This window comes from Alloacidobacterium dinghuense (assembly GCF_014274465.1).
Lineage (GTDB): Bacteria > Acidobacteriota > Terriglobia > Terriglobales > Acidobacteriaceae > Alloacidobacterium > Alloacidobacterium dinghuense.
Window position 1 is genome coordinate 4,211,966 of sequence record NZ_CP060394.1, and the last position, 25,793, is coordinate 4,237,758.

The window sequence follows — 25,793 nt, forward strand, 5'->3', positions numbered from 1 at the left end:
ACTGACTCCTGGCGGCTCAGTGTTCTCGAATTTTGTAATCTCTCGCCAGTGTGTGTATGAAAAGTTGGAGAAACAGTCGTTCTAGGCGCTTTGGGCCCGTCCCAAGAAGTTGTTAGTCTGCCACTCTGCTTCGATATCTGAAATGTTGGGCCTGTTGTGTCACGTAATCGTTATGAACGTGGAACGCCACATGCTCCGTTAGCTGTCACTCGGCAGGAATTTGTGGAGTTGTGCGCCGATTCCGCTCTGCACTGCTGGAGCGTCGGGTGATACGTGACGTAAATCGCCAGTCATCTCGCCACGGCGACTTTCATATGGAGAAAAGAGGAGACATGAACACACTAAGACAGTTGTGCAATTTCCGGATACCGTGTGTTACGACAATTGTGCTGGCTTGCGCCGGCAATGCAGTCGCTCAAGCGAGTTATAGAGTTACCGATTTGGGCACTCTCCACAATGGGTATTTTGGTTGTGCCATGGGCGTCAATAATCAGGGGTGGACGGAGACCCAGTACGGGGTCTTGGACGCGTCTGGGAAGCTTGTAAAGGGGCGGGTGGCGATAACCATCGACGAATTCAAGCTCGACCTCGGCACTCTCGGAGGACCGAACAGTTGGGACAACCCCTTTGGCGGCGAGATCAACGATCGAGGGGAGGCAGTCGGTTACTCCGAAACATCTGTTCCAGATCCGGACGGGGAAGACGTTTGCGGCTTCGGCACACACCTTACGTGTCGTCCGTTTCTTTGGCAATATTTCCACATGAGTGCTCTCCCGACGCTCGGCGGAAATAACGCGCAGGCCAGCGCCATGAATAACCGCGGACAAATCATAGGATTTGCGGAAAACGGTATCCTGGACTCCACATGCCCCGCTAACACAACTAATAATCGGATTGCGCTCCCGGTGTTATGGGAAAAAGGCCAACCCCGACCTCTTCCTACAGTGGGTAGCGATCCAGACGGGGCCGCGGACGCCATCAACGATCGAGGCCAAGTCGTGGGTTACTCGGGAACCTGCACCGCAGCGCTGCACGCCGTGCTATGGGAAAACGGCAAGGCCTCCCCGCTTCCCGACCTCGGAACAGGCGCCACCGCCTTCGGCATTAACGACCGGGGCCTAATTGTTGGGCTGGTCGGCAGCCCCGACAACTCAACCTACTATGCCGCGCTTTGGCAGAACGGCGTACTCACAAACCTCCGGACTCTGCCGGGAGATTTTACCGCCATAGCCAGCGGCATCAACAACAAGGGTCAAGTGGTGGGAAGCACCCAGGATGCCAATTTTAACTGGTCCCATGCCTTCATCTGGCAGGACGGCGTGATGACCGACCTTGGCACGCTATTTCCTGCAAGTTCCAACCTCTCCCCAACCATGGCTAACCAGATCAACGAGCGCGGACAAATCTCAGGCATGGCAACGGTGCTCAGCGGGCCTCATACGGGCGAGACCCACGCCTTTCTGGCAACCCCCGTAGATGAAAGCATAGACAAGTCGGTTGCGGATGTCGTGACCACGCAACCGAAGCTGCCCGCAAATGTTGGCAAACAGCTTTTGCCGAGATTCAGACCCGGCCAATTCGACCGATAACAGGATTCGTTCCCCTGAGTATGTGCGCGATGCCTGTTCGATTTGATACTTCAGATGCGACAATTGCACGGTTAGGAACACGAACCCGTGAGGCGTGATAAACGACACGCCTCACGGGTCTTCAATGATCGCACCGCCGATGCCAGTGTATTCGTATCTCTTCAGTTTGTCTGGATCGTGGAGGAAGCAGAATGACTATCCCGAATTGGCGTGCTGCCTTCATGCCTTGATCGTCAGATTAGAACCTATCTCATAAATCGACTCCAGCTGGCTTCCTCGTCCCGCGTAACTACCGGTTTGGATGTCAGTGGGCTTCACATCATAGAGAAAGCTTGAAACGAACCTAGTCAGGCCGAATGCGCCTAAGAGTCCAGCAGCCAATCCCAAAGCAGCAACTGACATATCCTGTCTGACGACCAGCCCTATTACGCGACTCCGTTGGACTCCTAAAGCGACACGTACCGCCATTTCCTGCCTCCTCTGTCCTACTGAGTAGCTCATAACGCCGAAAACCTGACACTTGTTTCTGTAAATTACGACCTTTGGCTGTCACGGAATTCTCGGGAAGTCATGGGAATCGATAGGCAGGGAAAGGAATTAACGGTAACGAGGTAATCGATTCATGCGGGGGCGTAGTTCAGCTGGTTAGAGCGCGCCTGCCTGTCACGCAGGCGGCCGCGGATTCGAGTCCCGTCGCTCCCGTCAGAAGTCCAACTTTCGATTTCGACCCAGCTTCCATGAGTGACTCGGCGCGGTTATGCACTCATCCCAACGATGCAAATTGTCGGTTGATTGCACCGGTTTGAACTAGGACGCGGTGCGGCGAATGACACGCGTCCCACCCCGACGATGACTCATCGCCGCCACTATCTATTGATCCTCCGGTACTCCTTCGCGAGGAGTGAAGCGAGCGAGATCCTTATATCTATCCGCGATGCTTACCTCCAAGCCCAAAGCGAACTCGATATTCTGCCGGAGTGAGTCCTACCACTTTCTTGAACACCTGCCGGAATGCGCTGATGTCGTGGTATCCGACCATGGAGGTGATTTCTTCAACGGTGTGAAGTGAAAATTCGAGTGCCTCCTGGGCCTTGGTAACGCGAACCTGTTGAAAGTACTCGCTTGGCTTCAGGCCCGTCGCCCGATAAAACCTGCGCAAGAACGTACGCTCACCGATTGCGGCCAACCTCGCCAAAGCCGCAACAGTTAGTTCCTCGGAGTACTTGCTGTGGATCCAATGCTGGAGTTGCAAAATTTGAGCGTCACCGTGCAAGAGGTTGGGAGAGAAGGCGGTATATAGACGCTGATCAGTTCGTGGCGGGTCGACCACGAAGAATCGCGCCGCCGCCAACATCACAGTTGGGCTCATCAGTTTCTGGATCCATCGTAAGCCGAGATCGATCCAGGCCATCACGCCACCCGCAGTGAAAACGCCCCCATGGTCAATGAGCAGTTTCTCTATCTCTATCTTGATTTTTGGGAACCGGCGTTCCAATTCCTGTGCGTGAGACCAGTGAGTCGTGGCAGTTCTCTCATTTAGCAAACCGGTTTCCGCCAGAAGAAAAGCGCCCGCGCAAACCGAGCAGAGTGCTGTTCCTTGTGCATGTCTTGCTTTCAGCCAGCGGCAAAGGCGTTCTCGAGACGGGTTGCTGGTTTCGGGAACCCCAATGCTCGGCGGAAGAATGATGGCAGCAAGCTTCTGGCTGCGTCCCGAACACGTCGTGTAGGTACGCACAATGCGGCCCGAAACTTCACTCAGTTTCCAGTGGCTCACGACAATTTCTCCTACAGACGTTCCTCCTTGTGCATGGTGGACGGAGTTCGCCACGCAGAACAGGTCTGTCAATCCGTGAACTGCGGCGGCCTGTGAGTTCGGATAGACCAATATTCCAATCTCGCCGCCGCGCGGGCCTGGGTTTGGTGTCGGTTTTGCCACTGATAATGTCAAATCCAACCTCTGGCCTTTGTCCCATGGGGATTGATATAAGCATGCTACAGCGTTTTGGGTGCGATGGATGCTGAATGCTTACTGCGACTTGCGGGGCGTGTTTTTGCTCAATGTTCTCCTGTTGAGCACGGTCTCCCGCGCGAGCGCGCAAGATTTCACGCCAAAGTTGACGCAATACGGGCACACCGCCTGGCGCATCCAGGATGCCGCATTCGACGGTACACCAGGTCCGATTGCGCAAACGGCTGACGGTTATTTGTGGATCGGCGCCAGTTCAGGATTGGTCCGCTTCGACGGTGTGAGATTTACTAGCCTGCATGATCCTCGGGGTAAATTCATTGCCGGTCTTGGCGTCGTTTCGCTGCTGGGCACAAAAGACGGGAGCCTACTGATCGGGGGAAATAGTTTCACTCGACTGAAGAACAATCGGTTCAACGTGATCCGCGAGCGTGTTGGACGCATTAACGCCATGCTGGAAGACAAGAGCGGCAATATCTGGGTCACGCGCACCCGACAGAGGGATAACGCCGGACCTCTCTGCCGGTTAAGTGGAGACACATTCAAATGCTTTGGTAAGACCGAAGGAATTGACTGTACTTACGGGGAGTCTCTGGCGCTAAGCGACTCGGGCTCTCTATGGATAGGGTCGAATCCAGAAGTCTGCGTCTGGAATGGGCAAAAGGGCTTCGGATATCTTCCTGAAGGCTTAGCTCCGGAGACGAATGGGGATGATGTTCTCGATATCCTCACACCTCAATCCTCAATCCCGTATTCACGGACCAACACTCAAAGGAGAATCCCATGGACATGATTACTGTGAAAGATGGTACACAAATTTTTTTCAAAGACTGGGGCAGGGGGCAGCCGATCGTGTTCAGCCACGGCTGGCCACTCTCGGGCGATGACTGGGACGCGCAGATGATGTTCTTCCTCAACCACGGCTATCGCGTCATTGCCCATGATCGCCGGGGCCATGGACGGTCGACGCAGGTGGCCGAGGGGCATGACATGGATCATTATGCGGACGATCTTGCGGCATTGACGGCACATCTCGACCTGAAGGATGCCATTCATGTTGGTCATTCAACCGGTGGCGGCGAGGTCGCGCACTATCTTGGACGGCATGGAGAGAGCCGCGTGGCGAAGGCTGTGCTGATCAGTGCGGTGCCGCCGTTGATGGTGAAGACCGCGGCCAATCCGGGGGGCCTTCCCAAGGAGGTTTTCGACGGATTCCAGGCGCAGCTCGCAGCAAACCGCTCGCAATTCTATCGCGACGTCGCGTCGGGCCCCTTCTATGGCTACAATCGGCCGGGCGCTAAACCCTCCGAGGCGGTCATCGAGAATTGGTGGCGCCAAGGAATGATGGGCGGCGCGAAGGCGCATTATGACGGCATCGTCGCCTTCTCTCAGACCGATTTCACTGATGATCTCAAGAGGATCACCGTGCCCGTGCTGGTGATGCACGGCGAAGACGATCAAATTGTGCCATTCGCCGACGCCGGTCCACTGTCAGCGAAGTTGCTGAAGAATGCCGAGACGAAGTTCTATCCTGGCTTCCCACATGGTATGCCAACAACAAATGCAGAGCAGATCAATGCAGACCTGCTGGCTTTCATCAAGAAGTAGGGGACAAGCTGTGGAGATGCTCCTCGAAGCCCTCCACAGCCTTTCTTCCGCATATCGGTTGTGCAAAATGGTTTGACCGTGGCAATACTTAAATGAGTTTCCTCATGCCGACAATCACGACCAAGGATGGGACCCAGATTTATTAGGACTGGGTGGTCCTGGGCAGACAATCGCATTTTGTCATGGCTGGCCACTCAGCGCCGACGATTGTGACGCGCAATTGTTGTTCTTCAGACAACGCGGATATCGTGTGATTGCTCACGACCGCCGCGGTCATGGATGTTCAAGCCAGCCGTGGGACGGCCATGAGATGGATACATATGCCGACGATCTCGCGGCACTCTTCGAAACGTTGGACCTGAAAAATGCAACTCTCGTCGGACACTCAGCGGGAGGAATATCTCCGGCGTGCCGACGCCGCCACGGAAAAGGACGGATTTCATCGTTGATCGCTGTTCCATCGCGCACGAGAATGTCGTACCGTCCGTAAACTCAATAACCACCTCGTAGTAATGCAGCGCACGATATGGGCGCCTTGCCGGCTCTGATAGGAACGGCAGACCACCCCAATGAAGTCGCCGGACTGCTTTATATCGAAGCTCCGGTTACGCTCGGTGACATCCTGCGAATTTGCGGTTGTTGTCTTAGAAAACGAGCTTTCAACAGCCACAGGCCTTAGCACTCATTGAGCTCTGATTCGTGAGGCTCGCGGCGTTCGGTCGTCCTCGTTCCATGCAATTGCCCCAGGCTTTGTCTAAGGTACGATGGCCTGTGCACCAACCACCGCCTGATACGCCGTTGCAATCCAAATTGCCAGTTAAGCTACCTCATGGCCTGCAACGATTTTTGGGAGAACTCGGTCCGGGGTTAATCACCGGCGCTGCGGATGATGACCCGTCCGGCATCTCGACCTACTCTGTCGCGGGCGCGTCCTACGGATATGCAACACTGTGGACAGCTCTCTTGTCTTTTCCCCTGATGGCTGCCGTCCAGCTGATGTGTGCTCGACTGGGCATGGTGACAGGATGCGGACTCGCGAGCGTGATACGCACTCATTATCCGCGCTGGATTTTGTGGTTTGCCTGCACCCTCGTTGTTGTCGCGAATGTCTTCAACATCGGTGCCGACCTCGGCGGTATGGCCGATGCAATGCAGATGGTTACCGGCATCCGTTCATATTTCTGGACTCCGTTTTTAGCAGTAGTCATTACTGGTCTTTTATTTTGGACTTCTTACCGGCGAATGGCCCAGATCTTCAAGTGGCTCACTCTTGTGCTGTTTGCTTATGTGATTACTGCATTCCTGGCTCGCCCTGATTGGGCCGCTGTGGCCCGAGCGACTTTTATTCCACATATGGAGTGGAACAAGAATTACATCGCTATTTTAGTGGGCATCCTGGGAACAACGATTTCGCCATACCTATTTTTCTGGCAGGCAGCGCAGGAGGTTGAGGAGGATCGCGACCATGGCAAAATGACCGTTGCCCAGAGGCGCGGTTCGACGAATAAAGAACTTCGGATTGCAAGAAGAGACGTGATCACGGGAATGTCGCTTTCCAACCTGATCATGTATTTTTTAATCCTGACGACCGCCGCAACCCTGCACGCAAATGGCACAAAGAATATCGAGACGGCAAAGCAAGCGGCCGAGGCGCTCCGTCCACTCGCGGGCAAAGGAGCCTATTGGCTGTTCACCTTGGGCATCATTGGCACCGGCATGCTAGCCGTGCCAGTTCTGGCGGGCTCCTCGGCGTATGCGATCGCGGAAGGATCAAAGTGGAGATCAGCCTCCCTCAATTTAAAGCCTCCGTTGGCTCGCAAATTCTATGCCGTGATTGCGATCGCTATATTTCTTGGGCTCACATTTAATTTTGCCAAACTCAATGCCGTGAAAATGCTGTTCTGGTCCGCCGTATTAAATGGCTTGCTCGCTCCACCTCTAGTGATCATGGTCGTGTTGCTGACCAGCGATCGAAGGGTGATGGGAAATCGTGTCAATTCCTTTGGCACGCGAGCATTGGGGTGGATGTGCGCGCTGATTATGAGCGTTGCGGCCCTCGCCCTGTTGATATCCCTTGGCTGAACTCATCTTCGACTTCTCCAATGGGTTCCATGATGCGCCCCGGTATTGGCAATCACAACTTTTTCTGGAACTGGCTGTAAACGGCGGTGAGAACGGATTCACTTGCTATGCTGTCAACTGATGGGTCGCGAGCAAAGCGAACTCGCAGTTTGGCGTCAAATGGCGCTTGTTCAGCGCCGTGAATCTGCGAAGAATCCAAGCATGATCTTTAGATTCATGAGCGGGGACGAACGTTTCGCACAGACCCAATTTGCCTACCGCCTGAACGAGGATGGCACGATCGATTCAATCTGCCCGCTCTGCTATCGCACCATTTGTTCAGCGAGGTCTAAAGACGATCTCGCAGATGAGGAGCGGATGCACAGGTGCAGCCCCGAAGATGTTTTGCGATTGAGAAGCAAGCCGACGACTGAGAGAACAACAGCTGGTCGACGAGAAACGCAAGGGCAAGCCTCTGCCTAAAGAAGAGCCGGGAGGCTCCCCGCCAAGAAGTTGTCAACATCATGGATGCGCTTCGGAGCAGCCTCGCTGAGACCAAACCGAAACGTAACGCCTACTCCTAAGAGAGCGAGAACGCATACAAATGGCGAATGGTTGTCGAACGGCCTTCATCTGACTCCAAAAGCAGCGTTTATTTCGCTAAGAATCTTAAGTACTTTTCTTTGGTTTGCGTACACGGGAGGTTTTGTTTGTTGGCGACTGCCTCACGGTTTTTGATGGATCAGCATGAGGGAGATCATTGAAAGCGGTTTTGTCGACGACGCTCAAAACGACACCATCGACGCGGTTGTCCAGGGTTCTGTATGGCGTAATGCGCAGACTGCACCAACGGCCCTCTTGATCTTGCACCTCATATTGCCGAGGTTGAACTTCCTGAATAACATCGAGCATCATCTGCTCCAGGTTGGCAACGTCAATTTTCAGCTTAAGGCGAGGTATGGGTCTGCCCACGTCGCTCGTCATCAATCCGAGGGTTGCTGTCGCCTGAGGTGTAAACCGGCGAACGCTTAGGTCGGCTCCCACCATGACCATCGGTAAGTTGACACTATTTAGGAGGTTAGTCAGATCGTTATTGAGTTGGGCGAGCAGTTCATTCCGGTGCTGCATCTCCTCGTTGACCGTGTGCAATTCTTCGTTAGCAGACTCCAATTCCTCCTTCGAGGTCTGCAATTCTTCATTGGTGCTTTGCAGCTCTTCATTTCCTGATTGAACCTCTTCGTTTGCCGACTGCAGTTCCTCGTTCGTTGCTTCCTGCGTCTCGATTATGGATTGCAAATATTCCTTGGTCGCGGCCAGCTCCTGTTTCAGCTGCGCGGTTTGCTTGTCTCTTTCTGACTGCTCAGTTTCCGTTAGCGTTCTCGTTTCCGTAGCTGTCAATTGTTGCGTTTCGGGAGATGCATGTTCGAAAACCACCAGGAAGCTTTGGCGGTCCTGAATCGGAGCCTTGAAGGGTATAACCCGCACCGTGATCTGCTTCGCACTTCCATTGGACTCGGTAGTTACATTCTGACGTTTTGCCTCGACTCCACTTTTTCGTGCTTCTTCAACAGCGTTTTGCAGTTCAAATAGAAGTCCCGGTCGGGCCATCTTCAGCAGGTTTAGACTCGCTTTTCCGGTAGGCAATTCCAGGAAAGATCCGGTCCGTCCGCGGCTCTGCAAAATTTCAAGCTGATCGTTGATCACAACAGCGGGAGGGGTATATCTGGCCAGCAGTAAACGATCCGCTTCCCGCTGCAATTCAATCGGAGCTTTGGAAGTGTCAGGCACTTTTGCAGGCGGCGGTTGGTTCTCGGCTCCTCCAATCTTACTTTCTGATTGGCCAATCGAGAAACCAAACGTGACTGGGGTAGATACCATTTTCTTACGATAGATTTTCTGCTTTTTGTCAGCCATTTCGAACAGCTCGGAACCTGCGCCCAAAAGACCTTCTGTACTGCCGATCATAAGAAATCCAGTCGGATTTAGAGCGTAATGGAAGATCGGAATCACCCTTTTTTGTAGTGTCTGACTCAGATAGATCATCACATTGCGACAACTTACCAGATCCATTCTTGAGAACGGAGGATCGCTGAATACATTCTGCGTGGAGAATATGCAAAGATCGCGGATTGTCTTACTAATCTGGTATCCGCCGTCAGATTTATGGAAGAAGCGCCGAAGCCGCATGGGATTTACGTCGGCTTCAATGCTTTCTTTATAAACTCCTGCCCGTGCGCGTTGAATCGCGCTCTCACTGAGATCCGTACCAAATATTTGTATTGGAACTTCTGTCCGCTCTTCGCCCAGAAATTCGACAAGCGACATGGCGTGAGAATATGTTTCTTCACCAGTCGAGCATCCAGGCACCCAGATCCGAATAGGGGCAGGAGTAGAGTTTCGGGCCTGGAGCACTGCCGGATAGACAACTTGCTTGAGAATGTCAAATGCTTCAGGGTTACGGAAGAAGCTGGTGACGTTAATCAGAAGATCCTGATAGAGGGCAGTTAACTCAATGCGATCACGATGCAATAAAGTCAGATATTCGCTTATCTTTTCGATCTTGTGCAAGGCCATCCGACGCTGAATGCGGCGGCCGATCGTCGGCGGCTTGTATTCGGAGAAATCGACCTTAGTGGCTCTACGCAACAGCCGAAATACTTGTGACAAATAGGTATCCAGCCCTTTGTCGCCGGCATCCACGTGCTCCATGTGCGCGCCTGCGACATACGGATGTTGACGTATGCGGGCTAACTCCATGGCGATACCTTCAGGCGGCAACACAAAATCCACACATTCCGCAGCAATGGCGCTTGCCGGCATCCCGTCGTACTTTGCTGTGCCGGCGTCCTGGGCGAAGGTAATGCCGCCTTCTCCCTTGATGGCAGTCAAGCCCAATGTTCCATCTGAGGCCGTTCCCGACAGAATTACCCCAATCGCGTTGCTGCCCTGATCGGCTGCAAGAGAGCGAAAAAATATATCGATCGTCGTGTTAAAGGATCGTGGTTCTCCGCGGCTATCAACGTGCAATGTTGCGTCGGAGATTCTGAGATCACGATTAGGAGGAATCACATAGATATGATTCGCCTCCACTGCCAGACCATCGCTTGCAGTAAGGACCGGCATTGACGTGGCGCGGGCCAGGATCTGGGTAAAGGCGCTCTCGCGGGAGGGGTCGAGATGCGGCACAAAAATAAAGGCCATCCCCAGGTCGGGCGAGAGCGCCTTCAGCAGGCTGGTAAAAGCCTCAAGGCCGCCGGCGGATGCGCCTATGCCTACAATGGGAAAGGTGCTCTTGCGATACGGTTCTTCCGGCGCCTCAGCTTCCCGGGCTCGCTTCGGGCGCAAGGGCGCACCGCGCTTACTCGCCGTGTTGTTTCTCTTCGATGGAGTCATAAGAATCGGGGCATCATGCAGTTGTTTTAAAAACTCTTAGCGTTTTCGGCCAGGAAATATTTGCGTCCCGCTCTCTGACTAGATGCAAGAAATGAGATTATAGACCTCATTCGAAAGAAGAACGGAACGATTGAACATCACGGCAAATTGAAGGGTCAGGTCGCCTGGAGAACAGCGGCGGCCTATTTCGAGCCCATCGTTCCGCATCTCATAACAGTGGAGAGGAACCGCATGGCCGGAAGGCAGCCTCGGATACTTTGCCTCGACGACCAACCGGCAAATCTTCTCGTTCGCAAGATGCTGCTGGAGCAGTTCGGCTGCGAGGTCGTCACAGTGCTCGACGCGCAATCCTGCCTTGCTGCCGCAACGCATGAACCATTCGATCTCGCCCTGATCGACTGTCATCTTGGTGAAACAGTTACAGGTGAAGATGTGGCGCGGGATCTTCGAGTATGTGTGCCAGGCCTCGTGCTTGTGATGCTCACAGGTGACCCGCAAATTCCAGAAAGCGCGAAAAAAAGCGTCGACGCGGTGCTGATAAAGGGCTCAACCAACCCTGAGGATTTGCTGAGAACGATGCAAGAGCTTCTGCCGGACTGTGCTATCAGACAGCCTCGTCAAACATTGGTTCGAGAACTATTTCCCACAGCGAACCCGGAATTCTAACCTCGGATCCCACCCTACCCTCTTCCTTCAATAACTGTCGAAGGATTGCGACTCGGTTTTGACGGGATTTCCACGGAGAGTCAGGACTCCTCCATGGCAAACCTCTCTTCGTTGGCCTCATTGACGCGAATCAGGAAGTCTCTCAAGACTCTTGCATTTTCCGTGATATCGGAGGCGCGTTCCTCGAACTGTTCGGCTGTTTCGTCATGGTTATCACCCGTGGCGCGATCCGCCATGCGGCGATACAGCGAAGCACTCTCCTCCAATGCTCGAAGAGCGGACCAAAGGGCTGTCTCTACGGCGTGACGCTGTTCCGCTCCCAGATGGCGGGCCGTGAAGGCATGACCGACCCGGCAACGAAAGCGCAAAAAGCCGCTGTTTTCGATTTCCCAAAGCACGCCCCCGCAATCGGGGCACGCAAAGGCGGAGGGATGGCCGGGACGACCGTCATTCTCGATTTCAGACATATCGAACTCCGCAATTTTAGTCTCCTGGATTGGTTGAATATCCTGCACACGATCAGCGGCTGTCTCTTCCGGTATGATTTCGCGCGTAAGGCGCAGCAGCTCAACCGGAATTTCGGGAAGTGACAATACCTGAGCGTCGGGAACCTGCTCCAACGCACATCGCGGCATCGATGAAAACATGGCACTCTCCGGATCCTGCACAATGGCTTCGCCGCCACGAGCGCGGATGACCATCAATCCCGCAGTTCCATCGTCCAGGGAACCAGTCAGGACGACGCCGATAACCCTCCGTCCAAAGGACGATGCGGCGGAGCGGAATAGAGGATCGATAGCCGGCCGATGAAGGTTCTCACGCGGCCCCTGAATGACCCTCAGCAGACTGCCTTCAACAATCATGTGGCGGTCTGGAGGAGCAATATAAATCATCCCTTTTTCAATGCGAGTCCGGTCTTCCGGATGAATGACCGGCAGTTTGCTGGCGTGCTGCATGATTTGTGGAAGCAGGCTGCCGGCGTGGTTTGAGGTGTGCAACACAATTAAAACAGCTGCATCTAAATCAGCCGGGAGGGTGCCGAGAAGTTGCTGCAAAGCCTCAATTCCGCCTGCCGACGCGCCGATCACTACCAAGTCGCGGTTCGCCATGACTTTCTCCTGCCCAGTGAGTCAGATGAGCGGAAAAGATTTTATGTGGCGCCGGGAGTTGAAATATAATGAAATACAAATCAGCGAGTACGGCGAGGTCAACAGTTCGCCCAGTGAAAAGAGTTCGCCCAGTGAAAAGCGAGCTAAATCCGGAGGATTTGTCACCCCTCACCTGTTGGAAAGAAATTGCCCAATACCTGGGCAAGGGGGTGCGTACCGTACAGCGTTGGGAGCAGGACTTGGGTCTACCCGTCCGTAGGCCCACTGGTGTCGATCACAAAAGTGCGGTCATTGCTCATCGCCGCGACCTGGATGCGTGGCTGGAATCTCGCTGGTCGAAAAGAAATGGCACAGGAAAAACTCCTGAACCAGACCTTGTTCCATCACGTCCTCCCTTGAATCAGCTCATAGCAGCATCCCAGCGTCTCCGCTCTACTCATTCCTTACTGCTGGAAGAAACCACAATCGCTTTGGAGACTCTTGTGGAGAGCTGCAACGAACTCATTCTTGCGAGACAGTGTCATGCAACCGAATCGAAGACGGAGTAATCTCTAAGTTTGTCTTGATCGGCTGATAGCTGTTTATGCATCAGAGGATCCCCCAAGTTTATGAGGGCTAGTTTCAACCGCCCAATCCTAGCGGAGAAGACTTTTGCTTCTGGTTCGGTCAATCGTATCCTCTCTATCAACCGGCTGGCGCTGTCATATGCTTGGCGTGACAATCGCCGATAATGGAGGCACTCTCCCGTGCTTTGCGCTTGAATCGCTGCCCCGGCGAAGGTCATACCGACGTCCGCCTCAATGAACGCTAGCCTGCTTATCGCCGCATCGGCCTCATGCCAGACAGCAAGGACGTTCTTCACGAGCAGGCCATTGTGTCTCGAATACTCGGTCGATGCATAAGCGGAGACCAGGAGATGATGTGAGACGAGATATCAGTTCCAGATACCCAGCTTCGTGCGGGCGGAAGTCGATAGCATCGCGGGTGGGACTTCGGATTTGTAGGTCTGTGAGATGCGGCAAGTGAGCCAAATGTGGCTTCAGAAGGTTTTTAGACGTGCTGGAAAGCTGTAACGACAGCTCTCTCTTAGCCCAATTGGAGAATGATTGGCGTGTGATCAGACGGCTTCGCTTGTGCGCGCGGACCTTTATCTATTTCGCAGCTCCGCAACTTTGAGGAAAGTTGCGGCGATAACAGGAAATGATCAATGCGGATTCCGCGATTGTGCTCGAAGGCTTGCCGGAAATAGTCCCAGAATGTGAACTGGCCACCTTGCCCAGGATGCAAGGTGCGGAAAGCATCGATGTAGCCAAGACCGAGGTAAGCGCGATACCACTCCCGAGGCTCTGGTTGAAATAGCGCATCGTGAATCCACGAAGCGGGTTTGTGGCAGTCAATGTCTTCCGGGATGACGTTGAAATCACCACCCACCAGAGTGGGAGTATCGCTTTGTAGCCAGAGCGCCAATTGCCTGCCCAGACGGTCCATCCACGCCAGCTTGTAAGCGAACTTTTCACTTCCTACTGGATTGCCATTCGGCAGGTAGATGTTCGCGATACGAATGTCCTTCACGATCACTGCAAGAAAACGCGCATGGCTATCCGCTTCATCGCCCATCAGCGTCGTGCTGATGATCTGAAGGGGGTGTCGCGACAGGACGGCAACGCCGTTGTAGGTCTTTTGAGTCACCGTAGCGCTTTCATACCCGAGCGCTCTAAATTGGTCTGCCGGGAATTCCGTACCCTTGAGTTCCTGCAGCAATAAGACATCGGGATTGTTAGTCTGAAGCCATGCGGTGACCTGTTCGACGCGAGCACGAATGGAATTGACATTCCAACTGGCAATAATCATGAAACTCCGTTGGCGCGCATATATGCGCACTCCGTTAACCCTGTTTTGATTTCCCGCTTTGATTATCCAAACATCCCAACCTGCCCGCTGTCACCGGACTTGTTTTGCGCTTTGGCTTATCACCTTGCGTCAGTTGATCAGCCTGTCACAGCAATAAGAAGCTACTAGAAATAAGAAGCTACGTATGAAGGCAACGCCGGGCGCCGACCATAAGAATTGACCCGATGACGAGCATTCGGCGTCGGCCAATTCGGTCTGCCTGCGTAGTAAGAATCAGGGAGATGACGATGTCCACAAGAAGAGTCAGGGTGAGGAGCGCTCCTATCCGTGATTCGCTGAGCCCGATGCCCGTCAAGTAGAAGATGAGAACAACGGATAATGCTCTATGGGCGAAGAAGCGACTGAATCGCGTTATGAAGAATAGTCGCGCGTCATTGCTGGGGCTGCCTCGCAGATCACTCGGCATATCCGGCGCTTGCGTCCCGTGAGGTTTCCCTAGGGGGTCATGAAGTGCTTCACCGAGCTCTTCACCCCATCGCTCTCGCCGGTGGCTTGCATCGAGTCAACCGTGTAGTAATACTTTGTTCCAGGTTTCAAGCCTTCCACTCGAACGCGGAACACTGTATCGGGATGGTTCTGGTTCAGCCGGATGTGAGATTTTGCCATCTCGGTCAGGTGCTCAGGATCGGTACCGTAGTGCACGACACCGAAGTGCTCGTCAGTGCCGCCAGGATTGGTGCTGGTCCACCGGATGATGGCCTCATCATTCCTGAACGATTCGAGGGCTGGTCCTTCCTTAATCTGCACCTTCACTGCTCTTTTTGCCGGTGGCAGAATGTCTTTGGGTGTGTAAGACGACGTCTGGGCGGCAGCCGGCCACGATAAGGGCAGGCCAGCTGCGAGTATGAGAAGCACTCTATTTCCGAAGAGACGTTTCATAGGTCAGACACAGGAACTGCTCCCTGGATTTTTGTCGAAGCGTATTCGGGGCGCATAGACAACCTGTCGGTTGCCTATGCGCCCTCGTCTTACGTGTTGCACTCTGCCGTGTTGCGCTCTGCCTTACCTATTGCTGTTTAGCCAACTGTCGTAGCACAGACGCTGGAATCAGCGTCGAGTTACCCTGAGTGGCGGCAGTACCACCAGTCATGCAAGCACCCGTGTAAGTCCCAACGAAGGGATAGGGTTTTGTGAAGCCATCGCTGAGTGTTTGGAGGAAGGCGACGATCTGGTTTTCCTCCGTATCCGTCAAACCTAGATCACCGATGGTCATATCCTGGTTTTGCGGAACCTCGGCCGCCGGCCAGCAAGTCACCCTTTCGACCGTTCCTGCCGGGCACTCGCCGCTTTCAACCGCCATCCGATACTTATCCCGGGTGTTGTAGAAATGGACGAGTTGCTTCAGGCTCTTGATATAGCCGTTGTGGAAAAACTCCTTTTGGAAGTAGGGCCCTGGAGCTTCGGTGGTGGGGCACTGGGGTGGCGCCAAGGCTACGTCGCGTGCCGTTGACGTCTGCATCTGGCCGTCGGAACTTGCAGCAAATTGTCGCCAGGCCGAGTTCGGGTTAGGAGCGGCTCCGAAACCGCTTCTCAAAAAAGTTCCCAATCCAAAATCTGTGTAGGTGAAGCCTGCCGGATTCGCGGTGAAGCCAAAACTATCCGGTGTTGTCTGGTAATAGAAGGCATCCCTCGGATTCTTAGGGAGGCCGAGATTGGCGTAGCCAAAGCATGTGAACACGGGCGCGGTACTCGCCGCCGTGCCGGTGTCCCTGGCGCTTGGGGCCGTCGGACTGGGAGCAGTTGACCTGCCGTCCAGATGGCATGAGTTGCAATTCGCTTTACCCCGGAACAGGTTGTAACCTGCCTTTTCGTCAGCAGTGAGCGTGTACTTGCCGGCCAGATAGGCATCGAATTTCGATGTGAAAGGACTGACATCGTCTGAGCTTTCGAGGAAGGAGATGGATTGCCCCCAGTGATCGTAGATATTGTTGGCCTTGGTGCGGTCGCCTGCAGACAACTGGATTGGCGTGGCGCTTCCTCCGAACGTCGCCGCTCCCCCAGGGGTCGCGCAGATCGTCGCAGTGTCGGACGGCCAGGCGATATCAAAAGAGTCTCCCCATACCGTCTCAAACAGCGGCAGGTATTCCGCCGTGGAGAGCCGGAACGCTATGCATGCTGTATCAGGGAAGCCCATTTCCTGCGTATCGACCGGAGGATGCTGTGCCTGCTCGGCGTCAGCACTCTGCAGCTTGTATCCAGTCGAGCGTGCATCCCAGAAGTTTCCGCCGAAAAAGGCAGCCTGGGTGGAGTTGTACTCGAGCACTGGGAACCTGGATGAATATGTATATCGCTGCGCCGTCCGCTTGCCGGCCCGGAAATGAACTGTTCCCGGATACGCGATCATCGTCAGATTGACCGACGGTATCGGGCCGCTGAAACCGGCGTACGGCATGTGGCAGGACGAGCAGGCAATATTCTTGAATGGAGAGATATTCAAGTCGTAATTCAGCAGGCCGCCGAGTATGCGCACTGCCGCATAACCGCTGTCCTGAAGTGTCGGCGGGTTTCCTTGAAGATTCGGAGGCGGTAATGCATGCCACGCTGCGAGATAGTGACTTTCAATGCCTTTAATCTCCCGTTGAACTCGAGCTATCTCGGAATTCAAATCGGCCGGGAGGATCCCAGGCGGGTACGGGTTGTAGACCGTTGGGGCACTTTGTCCGTGGACAATGTGACTGGAGATGAACATGGCGACCGCGATCGTTACACAGGCCGCGGCCAGTGCCATCAATCTTCTTAATTGCCTCATGAATAACCTCCGTGGGATGAGGTTCGGGCAGGGCGATGAATCACCCGGGGGCGAGATCGTAATGTTGGACGTTCTGTAGCTTCTTATTTACCCGAACAGGTTAGAGCAAAACGGGGCCGCTTTCCGGGGAAATGTGAGCCTTGCAAAGTCGAACGCCGATTATGATGGCCCTGCCCGAGAAGAACTGTCAACGTGCTGCTCGTCAAATCTTTTTCATTTCACAAAAGTTCCTGGCCCGATTGACACGGACCTCAATCCTGCCTCAGGCGATTGGGCAGCACCACAGTTTGCCAATACGGCGCTGAATCGCTACGGGCCATGTGGACGAAGTGGCAGCCCTGGTCGCATTCGTGGCCAGTCCGGAGGCAGCATATATCACCGGTGCCAACTTGACGGCGGAACAAACGCCTGACGGCGCCCCGAGATGGCCGCTCCTTAGGACCTATGAATCAAGACGCGGTCAGCTACGTAGACAAGATTGCCGCAGACACCCTGCGCGTTGAAAACGGCAGCCGTCTTCACACGTCTCCACGCAACCCCAACCGCACGCTTTCGTTGCCACCTGATCAGTGAGAGAGGAATTGAAACGAAAGCGCTTTCCTGACTCTGCCTGGACCTGATCTTTGCGGTTGGTGTGGCTGTTTTTGCAGCCGGATGAATTTTAAGATAATTTTTTTCTTCCACTGCTATTGGCGACTGTGCTATCAACAACCATCCGTATTGAATCGATTCAATGTGAGTGAAATTCACTCCTTGAGCAGATAACGGGCGCAGATAACGGAGCAGATAACGGCGTACCAGTTCCTTACCGCAACTTCCACGTTCGACCGTTGAGCGGGTGTCACAATTGCTGGATTTTTTTTAGTCCGGGAGCAACGAGAGGCGTCTACCGAAAACTACCGCCTCCGGCGTACTACCTATTTGGGAGGTCATCAATGAGCAAAGCGAGTCTCTTCAGGCTATCTTGTTTCGTCGTGTGCATAGCGGCAGGTATTAGCTATGCACAGAGCACCAACTCCGGTGACATTCGTGGGTCTGTAACCGACCAGACCGGCGCATTGGTTCCCGGCGTCACGGTGAACGTACTGAACGTTGATACCGGAGTATCGAAAGACTATGTCACGAACCGCGACGGCCTCTATGACACCTCTTCGGTTGTGACCGGACGCTACCAAATCACCTTTACGAAACAGGGATTCGAGCAGCTTGTTCGTGGCCCCGTCACGGTCGAGGTTGGGTTTACTGGGGTGAATGCCCAGCTGAGGATTGGTTCTACAACACAGCAAATTGTGGTCACCACCAACGTTCCCCTCCTCAACACCGAATCCGGGACACAGCAGACCACGTTGGAAGCGAAGTCCATGGCACAGTTGCCGAATGTAGGAACAGATTGGGAGAACTTCACCATTTTGCTTCCCGGCACTTCGGGCTCTCCTTCCGGTGTGTTCGGTTCCGCTAACCCAGGCCAATTTGTGGCGGTAAATGGCAACCTCCCATATAACGCCATGCTCGCTGACGGATCAGTCACCACGCTGCCATCGAGCAGCAACTCGGATGTATCCACCTTTGAGACGGTAGCCGAAGTTCAGGTCAGCACGTCCAGCTTTTCCGCGCAATACGGTATTGGCGGCTATGTCTTCAACCAGATCAGCAAGGGCGGCACAGATCGCTTTCACGGCGCAGTGTACGAGTATTTCCAAAACGACGCTTTGAATGCCAAGAGTTATGGCTTTGGCAATCCGGTAACCGTTCCGTTTCTTCGCTATAACAACTTTGGCGGATCGATCGGCGGACCGATTATCAAGAAAAAGATGTTCTTCTACTTCAACTTTGAGAAGTTGCACACCTCGGGTTCAAGCAATGGATTTCTTACGGTCCCAACAGACGCCGAACTGGCCGGCGATTTTACCGGACAGCCGACAATCTATGACCCGACCACGCAGGTTGTAACGCAGACCCCGAATGGCCCTGTGGTAACGCGGCAATCCTTCGCCGATGAGTATGGTAACGGGAACAAGATACCAGCGAACTTGATCGATCCGGTTGCCAAGGCAATACAAGGCTACTACCCGAAGGCCAATGTTCCCGGCAACGTCGCTCAAGGCGCAGTCATAAACAACTATTACTACAACGCAAAGAATTCAACCCCGTTTACGAAATACTTTGGCCGGCTGGATTGGGATATTACGCCCACCAACAGACTCACCATCTCCGATACTCAGCGAGACAGTCCAGCCGTTCAGAATAACCAAGACACCTGCCCTATTGGCTGCGACAACGTCGACACGGACAGCAATAACTCGCAAATCACCGATGTGTGGAACATCAGCCCGAAGACGGTGAACGAGGCCAGAGTAGGCTTCACGGATCAGCTCAACTACTATGTCGATTCCACCTTGAACCAGGGCTTCCCCGCAAAGCTGGGATGGCAATTTGCCAAAGCTGATCAGTTCCCAAGTAGCAGCATAACGGGAAACTGCTGCTTTACCCTTGCTCCCGCTGTCAATGCCGTACAAAAGGAGATGGTCTTCGATTTCTCCGATGTCGTCACCATGATCCGTGGCCGCCACATCCTTCACTTTGGAGGTGAGGTACTGGTTTACAGAACCGACACAACGACTTGGGGCAACATCAATGCGGGAACCTTTACCTATAACGGCTCTTACACGCAATCCACTGTAGGGGATAACACCACCGGCATTGGATATGCTGATTTTCTTTTAGGCCAGGCGCAGAGTTGGAGTGCGTTCGTAGCGCCGGAATATGGACCACGATCGAAGAACCCGCAGTTCTTCATTCAGGACGACTTCAAGATACGCCCCAATTTAACTCTGAACCTTGGCTTGCGTTATCAGATTCAAACGGGATGGAAGGAAGTCAAGAACAACATAAGCGCGTTTGACCCCACGGTCACCAACCCTGAAACCGACACCAACGGTGCGATATGGTACGCTTCGACCCATGCAAATGGCCGCGACCGCCTGCAAGCCAGCTCATATGGAACTGTCTTGCCTCGCCTGGGGTTTTCCTGGCTACCCAAACCGGACACGACGATTCGAGGTGGATTCGGTATGTTCGCTTATCGCTGGGGTCTGGATGTCTATGGCACAGGCATGGGAACGGCCATCCAGTTCCAGGGGAACGCCACCGATCAGACCAATGGAATTTCACCGGTCGTAACTCTTTCTTCAGATGGATCGGGCCTTCCTTACATCGGACCTACGACCGATCCCGCAGCCCTCAATGGGCAGAGCGTGGTTTATAACAAGTACCACACGCCCGTTCCCACCATTTACCAGTGGAACCTGGCGATTCAGCATGAGTTGGGCACGAATATGGTGGCCGAGGCGGCATACGTTGCCAGCCACGCCCACAACCTCAGCTTCCCGGTCGATATCAACCAGGTGCCTGAGAGCCAGCTGGGACCAAATGACAGCCCCTCCGCATTACCGTACCCGATCTATCAAAGCATCACCGGCGACACGTACAACGCCATTTCCAACTACAACTCGTTGCAGCTCTCTATCGAGAAGCGCTTCACTTCAGGACTAAGCTTCGAGTTCAACTACGTGTGGTCTCATTTCCTCGACGATCAGGACTCTTCGGGATATGGCGGTGCTGCGGGAACGCAGACTGTACAGCGATCCTACAATCCGTCGGCCAGCTACGGCTCTTCCAATTTCGATGCTCGCAATGCTTTCAAGGGAAGAATCGTGTATGAACTTCCCTTCGGCAGGGGAAAGATGTTCCTGAATAAGAGCCGCCTGCTTGATGCGGTGATCGGTGGCTGGCAGACTTCGGGCACAATGGTTTTTCAATCCGGCTTACCATTCACGCCGACAATAAGCGGCAGCAACAATTCGTTCTCCCAGGCGGGAGACTGGTATCCGAATCAAATTGGAAATCCCATTCCCCGTCATCAAACCATCGATCAGTGGTTCGATCCATCCGCATTCACTCTCCCGGCGCCTGGCACCTTCGGCAACATGAGAAGGAACAGCCTCTATGGTCCTGGAATCAATGTGGTCAATCTCTCAGCCGGCAAGAAGTTCATCCTTCACGAAGGAGTTGAGCTCTCAATCCGCGCCGATACCGTCAATGCCTTCAACCATCCGAGCTTTGGCCAACCGAATTTAGGCCTCGTTTCAGGAGGAGATGGTTCTACTAACGCGAACCCATTCTTTGGCTCGCCCACCAACATCACGTCGCTTACTGTGAACGGACGAACGATGCAACTCAATGCGCGCATATCTTTCTAATGCATGATCCGCAGCTGTCAATAAAGCCGAGCACTGCATCGTTGAGGAGATGGCGTGGACCATAGGACAAACTTTCACCTCACTGGAATGTATGCTGCGATGTTTGTCCTATGCGCCTCCGCTTGTATGGCGGAGGCGCAGGAAATCGTAGTTGACGCCTCGCCATCGCATGTCGCCAATTCATTCAGCCCTGTACGCGCACTGGGTGCGGGGGTGGACAGACTACGAGCAGGCGAAGGTGCTCCAGAGATGAATCGCCGCGACATCACGAAAGAAGAAGTGGAGAGAAACACCGACCAGTTACTGTCTGGCCCGGTGCTCGCTGCGATTCTCTCAGCAGGATGGCAACCCGTCACCTATCGGCAGAACACTGAACTGCAGATGGAAGCCTGGCACTGGAATCCTGATGGTGCCTGGAGTAACCCCTCTCAGCAAGATGGCTACTTCACCGGCAGTGCTGAGCCAACCGAAACGATTCATCATTCATGGTCTTATCCGCTTCCTCGTCGAGGTGACACAGTGGGCGATGGCGATGGATGGTCTCGGCTTACAGATGGCGATCCGAAAAGTTTCTGGAAAAGTAATCCATATCTGACGAGCTCTTTCACCGGGGAAGACGATGCACTGCACCCGCAATGGGTGCTGATCGATCTGGGCAAGAAGACAGACATCGACGCCATTCAGATTGCCTGGGCTGCCCCCTTTGCGCTGGATTACAAGGTCCAGTTCTGGACGGGGGAGCTGGAGCCGTTCTATCACGGAACCACCAAGGGCACATGGCAAACCTTTCCCAAGGGATCTGTTACCAACGCAACGGGCGGAACGACAACGTTGAAGCTTGTTGATTGGAAGATTCCTGTTCAATATCTCCGCATCTGGATGACCAGATCATCCAATACATGCAACGCGCATGATTCCAATGACAAGCGAAACTGCGTCGGGTACGCAATCAATGAGCTCTATGCCGGCACTCTCTCACCGGATGGAAAGTTTACCGATGCAATCAATCATCTACCCAGCCGGAAACAAACAATCACCTGGGTTTCCTCGGTTGATCCTTGGCATTCCACCTCCGATCTCGACGTGACGAAGGGTGATCAGGTCGGATTCGATTTCTTCTTCAAGAGTGGAATCACTCGTGGCCTGCCAACGATTGTTCCGATCGCAATGCTGTATGGAACTCCCGAGGATGCTGCGAATGAAATCGCCTATCTCGACAAACGGCACTATCCGATATCGCGAATCGAGATGGGAGAAGAGCCGGATGGACAGCGCATGCTCCCCGAAGATTACGGGGCGCTCTATATACAATTCGCGACTGCGATTCACCGCCTGGTCCCGACCGCTAAGCTGGGAGGACCATCATTCGAAGGAACACTTGGCGATGTAGAGGTATGGCCGGACGCGAATGGCAACGCTTCTTTTCTTGGCCGTTTCCTGGACTACCTGAAGGCTCACGACCGTTTGAGCGACTTCACATTCTTTTCCTTCGAGCACTATCCGCCAAACCATTCGTGGGACGACCTGTATCGAGAGCCGGGATTTGTGAGTCACATTGTTCAGGTCTGGAAAAACGATGGTTTGCCGCCTGACATCCCGTTCTTCATGACCGAAGGCAATATGGAGAACTACGAAAAAGGTGCGGACATCAAGCAGGCTCTCTGGCTTGCAGACTACGTCGGCTCAATGATGACGGCGGGAGCCAGCGGCACTTACTATTTTCACTACATCCCAACGCCCGGCCATCCCGGCCCTATTCTCACAGTGAACGATAGCTATCAAGTTGTGGGATATCCGGCGCAATATTTCGCGACACAAATGATTACGCAGGAGTGGGCACAACCCGTAGATACAGTGCACCAACTGTTCAAGGCATCGAGTGATATAACAGATGACTCCGGAAACACACTTGTCACTGCCTACCCAATCAAGCGACCGGATGGAAGCTGGTCCGTCATGCTTGTGAACAGAGATCGCGATCACGATCACGCCGTGAAGTTGAAATTTGCAAATGCAGAAGCCGGGCAAGATAGCTTCTTTTCTGGCGCAGTCAACCAGACCACTCTCGGAGAGTCCCAATATCAGTGGCGCCCAGGTGGCCCGATGGGGCATGAAGATCCTGATGGTCCTCCCCTGAAGTCTGCTTTGAATGGTGGCGCGGATACACTTTACCAGCTGCCTAAGTCCTCACTCACAATTCTCCGCGGCAACATCAGTGCCGGTGTGAAATAGATGCACGTTGCCCCAAAAACCTGCCTTTCAAAGAAATTATTGGCCAGGAAATATTCAACGATGTCGCAAAAGCTACTGATCACATCCTTTCTTATTTTGCTGTCTGCAATGTCAGGGGCTGGAGCCGAGGGACAAACTATCACCGTCGACGCTACTCCCAGTCACGTGGCAAACACATTCAGTCCGCTCCGCGCGCTGGGTACAACCGTAGATCGTATCCCCAGCAATACGACAGACATCTTTTTCCGGCCCGACCAGATAAAACAAATTCTTGAAGCGGGCTGGGGACCAGTCACCTATCGTCAGAACACCGAACTATTTGTTCAGGCTTGGCATTGGAATCCGAAAGGGACCTGGAGCGACTCGTCGGGTCAAGGTTATTTTGTTGGAGATGCGAAGCCGACAAATGAATCAATTCGTCACTCTTACGGTTACAATCTTCCGCATCGCGGGGTGACGCGCAACAACGGATCGGAGTTCGACGGCTATTCGCGGCTGGATGATGGCGATCTCAACACCTACTGGAAGAGCAATCCATATCTTACAAAGGCATTCACCGGAGAGGATGACAGCCTTCATCCGCAGTGGGTGGTCGTCCGGCTACAGGCGGAAGAGATCGTTACGAATATACGCATCGCCTGGGCAGAACCGTACGCACGCAACTATCGGGTGCAATACTGGCTCGGAAAAGGCGATGCTATGGACGATCCGGAAGACGGCGAGTGGAAAGACTTTCCGTCCGGAGTCGTCTCGGATGGAAAGGGTGGGACGGTTACACTTCAGGTTTCTCCAACTCCGTTAGCAACTAGATATGTGCGCGTGCTGATGACGGAATCTTCCAACACCTGTGATACTCACGGAAAGTCTGATCCACGAAACTGTGTTGGATACGCAATCAAAGAGATCTATCTCGGAACGCAGACGAACGGTGAATTTCACGACATCCTGCATCACACTCCGGGTCAGGACCAGACCTTTACCTTTAGTTCATCGATTGATCCCTGGCACCAGCCTTCTGACCTGTATGTAATTCCCGACCGCATGGAATCCGGCGATCAGGTGGGCTTCGATCTCTTCTTCACAAGCGGTATTACGCGCGGGCAGCCTGCGATGGTTCCGGTGGCCTTGCTCTATGGCACTCCCGAGGACGCTGCGGCACAAATTACTTACCTTGAGAAACGCGGCTATCCCATCTCATACATAGAAATGGGAGAAGAGCCGGACGGTCAGTATATGGCGCCTGAGGACTACGCAACCTTGTATCTGCAATGGGCCACGGCTTTGCACAAGATCGATCCGGATCTCAAGTTAGGAGGCCCGGTTTTTGAAGGCGTCAGCGAAGACATCAAATTCTGGCCTGATGCGCAAGGCAAAACCTCGTGGTTCACGCGTTTCCTCGATTATCTGAAGGCTCACAACCGCCTTTCTGATCTGTCGTTCATGTCGTATGAGCATTACCCTTACTACGATGGAACTTGCCAGGGTCCATGGAGCAATCTCTTTAAGGAGCCCGAAGTCCTCACACATATCGTTCAGGTCTGGCGGGATGACGGATTACCCGCAAACGTTCCCATGTTTAATACCGAGACAAATGCTCCAGGCGGCGATGCGGCAGTCGACGTGTTTGGAGCGCTGTGGCTTGGCGAAACCTTCCCTGCCTTTCTCACTGCAGGTGGAAAAGCATCGTACTACCATCACGCGCTGCCTTACTCTACGCCTCATCCGGCATGCTGGAATAGCTGGGGCACGTATCACATGTTTACAACCGACCATAACTACCTGATCAAGCAACGCACCTCGCAGTTTTTTGCGACGCAGATGCTGACACAGGAATGGGCTGAACCGGGAGATGGCGAGCATCGTCTCTTTCACGCCGCAAGCGATATCAAGGATTCCATGGGACGGACTCTGGTCACGGCGTATGCAGTGCAGCGTCCCGACGGGCAATGGTCGCTTATGGTAATCAACAAAGACTACGACAACCCCCACTCGGTAAAAATCGCCTTTCACGATGCAGACACCAGCACAGACAATTCCTATGTGGGACCAGTTACCAGAATCACATTTGGCAAGGAACAGTACCGCTGGCATTCAGCGATGAGAGATGGTTACGCAGATCCTGACGGACCGGCGGATAAGTCTACTCTGCCGGACGGCGCCCGTAGCTTTGTACTTCCGCCAGCATCCATGACCGTTCTACGCGGCCGGATAAGCAGTTCCGCAAAGTGAATCAACCAGGATCCTGAGCGT

Annotated in this window: 17 protein-coding genes and 1 tRNA gene; 11 read left to right on the top strand and 7 right to left on the bottom strand. The window is 53.8% G+C overall.

The features are described from left to right. The first annotated feature begins 332 nt into the window (after positions 1 to 332). Positions 333 to 1,589 (top strand): hypothetical protein, encoded by a 1,257-nt coding sequence (locus H7849_RS17380; protein WP_186741067.1) that lies wholly within the window; start codon positions 333 to 335, stop codon positions 1,587 to 1,589. Between the two features lie 219 nt (positions 1,590 to 1,808). Here the strand turns inward: H7849_RS17380 and H7849_RS27575 are convergent, their stop codons facing one another. Further along, the gene (locus H7849_RS27575; protein WP_432756500.1) at positions 1,809 to 2,090 is read right to left on the bottom strand and encodes an FtsX-like permease family protein; all 282 of its coding nucleotides are present in this window, start codon (positions 2,088 to 2,090) and stop codon (positions 1,809 to 1,811) included. Positions 2,091 to 2,215: 125 nt separating this feature from the next. Here H7849_RS27575 and H7849_RS17385 point away from each other — a divergent pair. Next, positions 2,216 to 2,291: transfer RNA gene (locus H7849_RS17385), tRNA-Asp, on the top strand. Positions 2,292 to 2,514: 223 nt separating this feature from the next. Here the strand turns inward: H7849_RS17385 and H7849_RS17390 are convergent. Further along, the gene (locus tag H7849_RS17390) at positions 2,515 to 3,525 is read right to left on the bottom strand and encodes a GlxA family transcriptional regulator (RefSeq protein WP_186741068.1); all 1,011 of its coding nucleotides are present in this window, start codon (positions 3,523 to 3,525) and stop codon (positions 2,515 to 2,517) included. A 79-nt stretch (positions 3,526 to 3,604) separates the two neighbouring features. Here H7849_RS17390 and H7849_RS17395 point away from each other — a divergent pair, with 79 nt between their 5' ends. The 4 genes from H7849_RS17395 to H7849_RS17410 all read left to right on the top strand — a co-directional run bounded on the left by H7849_RS17395 (position 3,605) and on the right by H7849_RS17410 (position 7,245). After that, complete coding sequence (locus H7849_RS17395) at positions 3,605 to 4,348, top strand: hypothetical protein (RefSeq protein ID WP_186741069.1); 744 nt, start codon at positions 3,605 to 3,607, stop codon at positions 4,346 to 4,348. Continuing rightward, positions 4,339 to 5,163, top strand: coding sequence for an alpha/beta fold hydrolase (locus tag H7849_RS17400; RefSeq protein WP_186741070.1), 825 nt, complete (start codon positions 4,339 to 4,341; stop codon positions 5,161 to 5,163). Before H7849_RS17395 ends, H7849_RS17400 begins: the two co-directional genes overlap by 10 nt. Positions 5,164 to 5,383: 220 nt before the next feature. Further along, positions 5,384 to 5,653, top strand: coding sequence for an alpha/beta fold hydrolase (locus H7849_RS27580; RefSeq protein WP_432756501.1), 270 nt, complete (start codon positions 5,384 to 5,386; stop codon positions 5,651 to 5,653). Positions 5,654 to 5,934: 281 nt separating this feature from the next. Beyond that, complete coding sequence (locus H7849_RS17410; protein ID WP_222439677.1) at positions 5,935 to 7,245, top strand: Nramp family divalent metal transporter; 1,311 nt, start codon at positions 5,935 to 5,937, stop codon at positions 7,243 to 7,245. Between the two features lie 648 nt (positions 7,246 to 7,893). Here the strand turns inward: H7849_RS17410 and H7849_RS17415 are convergent. Next, positions 7,894 to 10,617 carry a chemotaxis protein CheB gene (locus H7849_RS17415; protein ID WP_186741073.1) on the bottom strand — a complete coding sequence of 908 codons (2,724 nt, stop codon included), beginning with the start codon at positions 10,615 to 10,617 and terminating at the stop codon, positions 7,894 to 7,896. 231 nt (positions 10,618 to 10,848) lie between these two features. Between H7849_RS17415 and H7849_RS17420 the strand changes: the two genes are divergently transcribed. Beyond that, a complete protein-coding gene (locus tag H7849_RS17420; protein WP_186741075.1) occupies positions 10,849 to 11,283 on the top strand; it encodes a response regulator in 435 nt (144 codons plus the stop codon). 80 nt (positions 11,284 to 11,363) lie between these two features. On the opposite strand, the gene H7849_RS17425 is transcribed toward H7849_RS17420, so the two are convergent. From H7849_RS17425 to H7849_RS17440, 4 genes are all read right to left on the bottom strand, one after another. Then, positions 11,364 to 12,392: a chemotaxis protein CheB gene (locus tag H7849_RS17425; protein ID WP_186741077.1), complete on the bottom strand. Its 1,029-nt coding sequence runs from the start codon at positions 12,390 to 12,392 to the stop codon at positions 11,364 to 11,366. Between the two features lie 1,086 nt (positions 12,393 to 13,478). After that, positions 13,479 to 14,243, bottom strand: a complete 765-nt coding sequence (xth, locus tag H7849_RS17430) for an exodeoxyribonuclease III (protein WP_186741079.1) — start codon at positions 14,241 to 14,243, stop codon at positions 13,479 to 13,481. 495 nt (positions 14,244 to 14,738) lie between these two features. Continuing rightward, complete coding sequence (locus tag H7849_RS17435; protein ID WP_186741081.1) at positions 14,739 to 15,158, bottom strand: fibronectin type III domain-containing protein; 420 nt, start codon at positions 15,156 to 15,158, stop codon at positions 14,739 to 14,741. 151 nt (positions 15,159 to 15,309) lie between these two features. Next, entirely contained in the window at positions 15,310 to 17,031 is a 1,722-nt protein-coding gene (locus tag H7849_RS17440; protein WP_186741083.1) for a cytochrome-c peroxidase, read from the bottom strand. Between the two features lie 465 nt (positions 17,032 to 17,496). On the opposite strand from H7849_RS17440, the gene H7849_RS27125 reads away from it, so the two are divergent. The 4 genes from H7849_RS27125 to H7849_RS17455 all read left to right on the top strand — a co-directional run bounded on the left by H7849_RS27125 (position 17,497) and on the right by H7849_RS17455 (position 25,772). Next, entirely contained in the window at positions 17,497 to 17,625 is a 129-nt protein-coding gene (locus H7849_RS27125) for a hypothetical protein (protein WP_285288897.1), read from the top strand. A gap of 362 nt (positions 17,626 to 17,987) precedes the next feature. Then, positions 17,988 to 21,311, top strand: coding sequence for a TonB-dependent receptor (locus H7849_RS17445; protein ID WP_186741084.1), 3,324 nt, complete (start codon positions 17,988 to 17,990; stop codon positions 21,309 to 21,311). Positions 21,312 to 21,365: 54 nt separating this feature from the next. Then, positions 21,366 to 23,543 carry a discoidin domain-containing protein gene (locus H7849_RS17450; protein ID WP_251106333.1) on the top strand — a complete coding sequence of 726 codons (2,178 nt, stop codon included), beginning with the start codon at positions 21,366 to 21,368 and terminating at the stop codon, positions 23,541 to 23,543. 60 nt (positions 23,544 to 23,603) lie between these two features. Next, the gene (locus H7849_RS17455) at positions 23,604 to 25,772 is read left to right on the top strand and encodes a discoidin domain-containing protein (RefSeq protein WP_251106334.1); all 2,169 of its coding nucleotides are present in this window, start codon (positions 23,604 to 23,606) and stop codon (positions 25,770 to 25,772) included. Positions 25,773 to 25,793: the final 21 nt, after the last annotated feature.

Excerpts from the sequence above, each read along its gene's own strand:
- H7849_RS17380 (WP_186741067.1), top strand. The coding sequence starts at position 333 with ATGAACACACTAAGACAGTTGTGCAATTTCCGGATACCGTGTGTTACG.
- H7849_RS27575 (WP_432756500.1), bottom strand. The coding sequence starts at position 2,090 with ATGAGCTACTCAGTAGGACAGAGGAGGCAGGAAATGGCGGTACGTGTC.
- H7849_RS17395 (WP_186741069.1), top strand. The coding sequence starts at position 3,605 with ATGCTGAATGCTTACTGCGACTTGCGGGGCGTGTTTTTGCTCAATGTT.
- H7849_RS17400 (WP_186741070.1), top strand. The coding sequence starts at position 4,339 with ATGGACATGATTACTGTGAAAGATGGTACACAAATTTTTTTCAAAGAC.
- H7849_RS17415 (WP_186741073.1), bottom strand. The coding sequence starts at position 10,617 with ATGACTCCATCGAAGAGAAACAACACGGCGAGTAAGCGCGGTGCGCCC.
- H7849_RS17420 (WP_186741075.1), top strand. The coding sequence starts at position 10,849 with ATGGCCGGAAGGCAGCCTCGGATACTTTGCCTCGACGACCAACCGGCA.
- H7849_RS17425 (WP_186741077.1), bottom strand. The coding sequence starts at position 12,392 with ATGGCGAACCGCGACTTGGTAGTGATCGGCGCGTCGGCAGGCGGAATT.
- xth (WP_186741079.1), bottom strand. The coding sequence starts at position 14,243 with ATGATTATTGCCAGTTGGAATGTCAATTCCATTCGTGCTCGCGTCGAA.
- H7849_RS17440 (WP_186741083.1), bottom strand. The coding sequence starts at position 17,031 with ATGGCACTGGCCGCGGCCTGTGTAACGATCGCGGTCGCCATGTTCATC.
- H7849_RS27125 (WP_285288897.1), top strand. The coding sequence starts at position 17,497 with ATGAATCAAGACGCGGTCAGCTACGTAGACAAGATTGCCGCAGACACC.
- H7849_RS17445 (WP_186741084.1), top strand. The coding sequence starts at position 17,988 with ATGAGCAAAGCGAGTCTCTTCAGGCTATCTTGTTTCGTCGTGTGCATA.
- H7849_RS17455 (WP_251106334.1), top strand. The coding sequence starts at position 23,604 with ATGTCGCAAAAGCTACTGATCACATCCTTTCTTATTTTGCTGTCTGCA.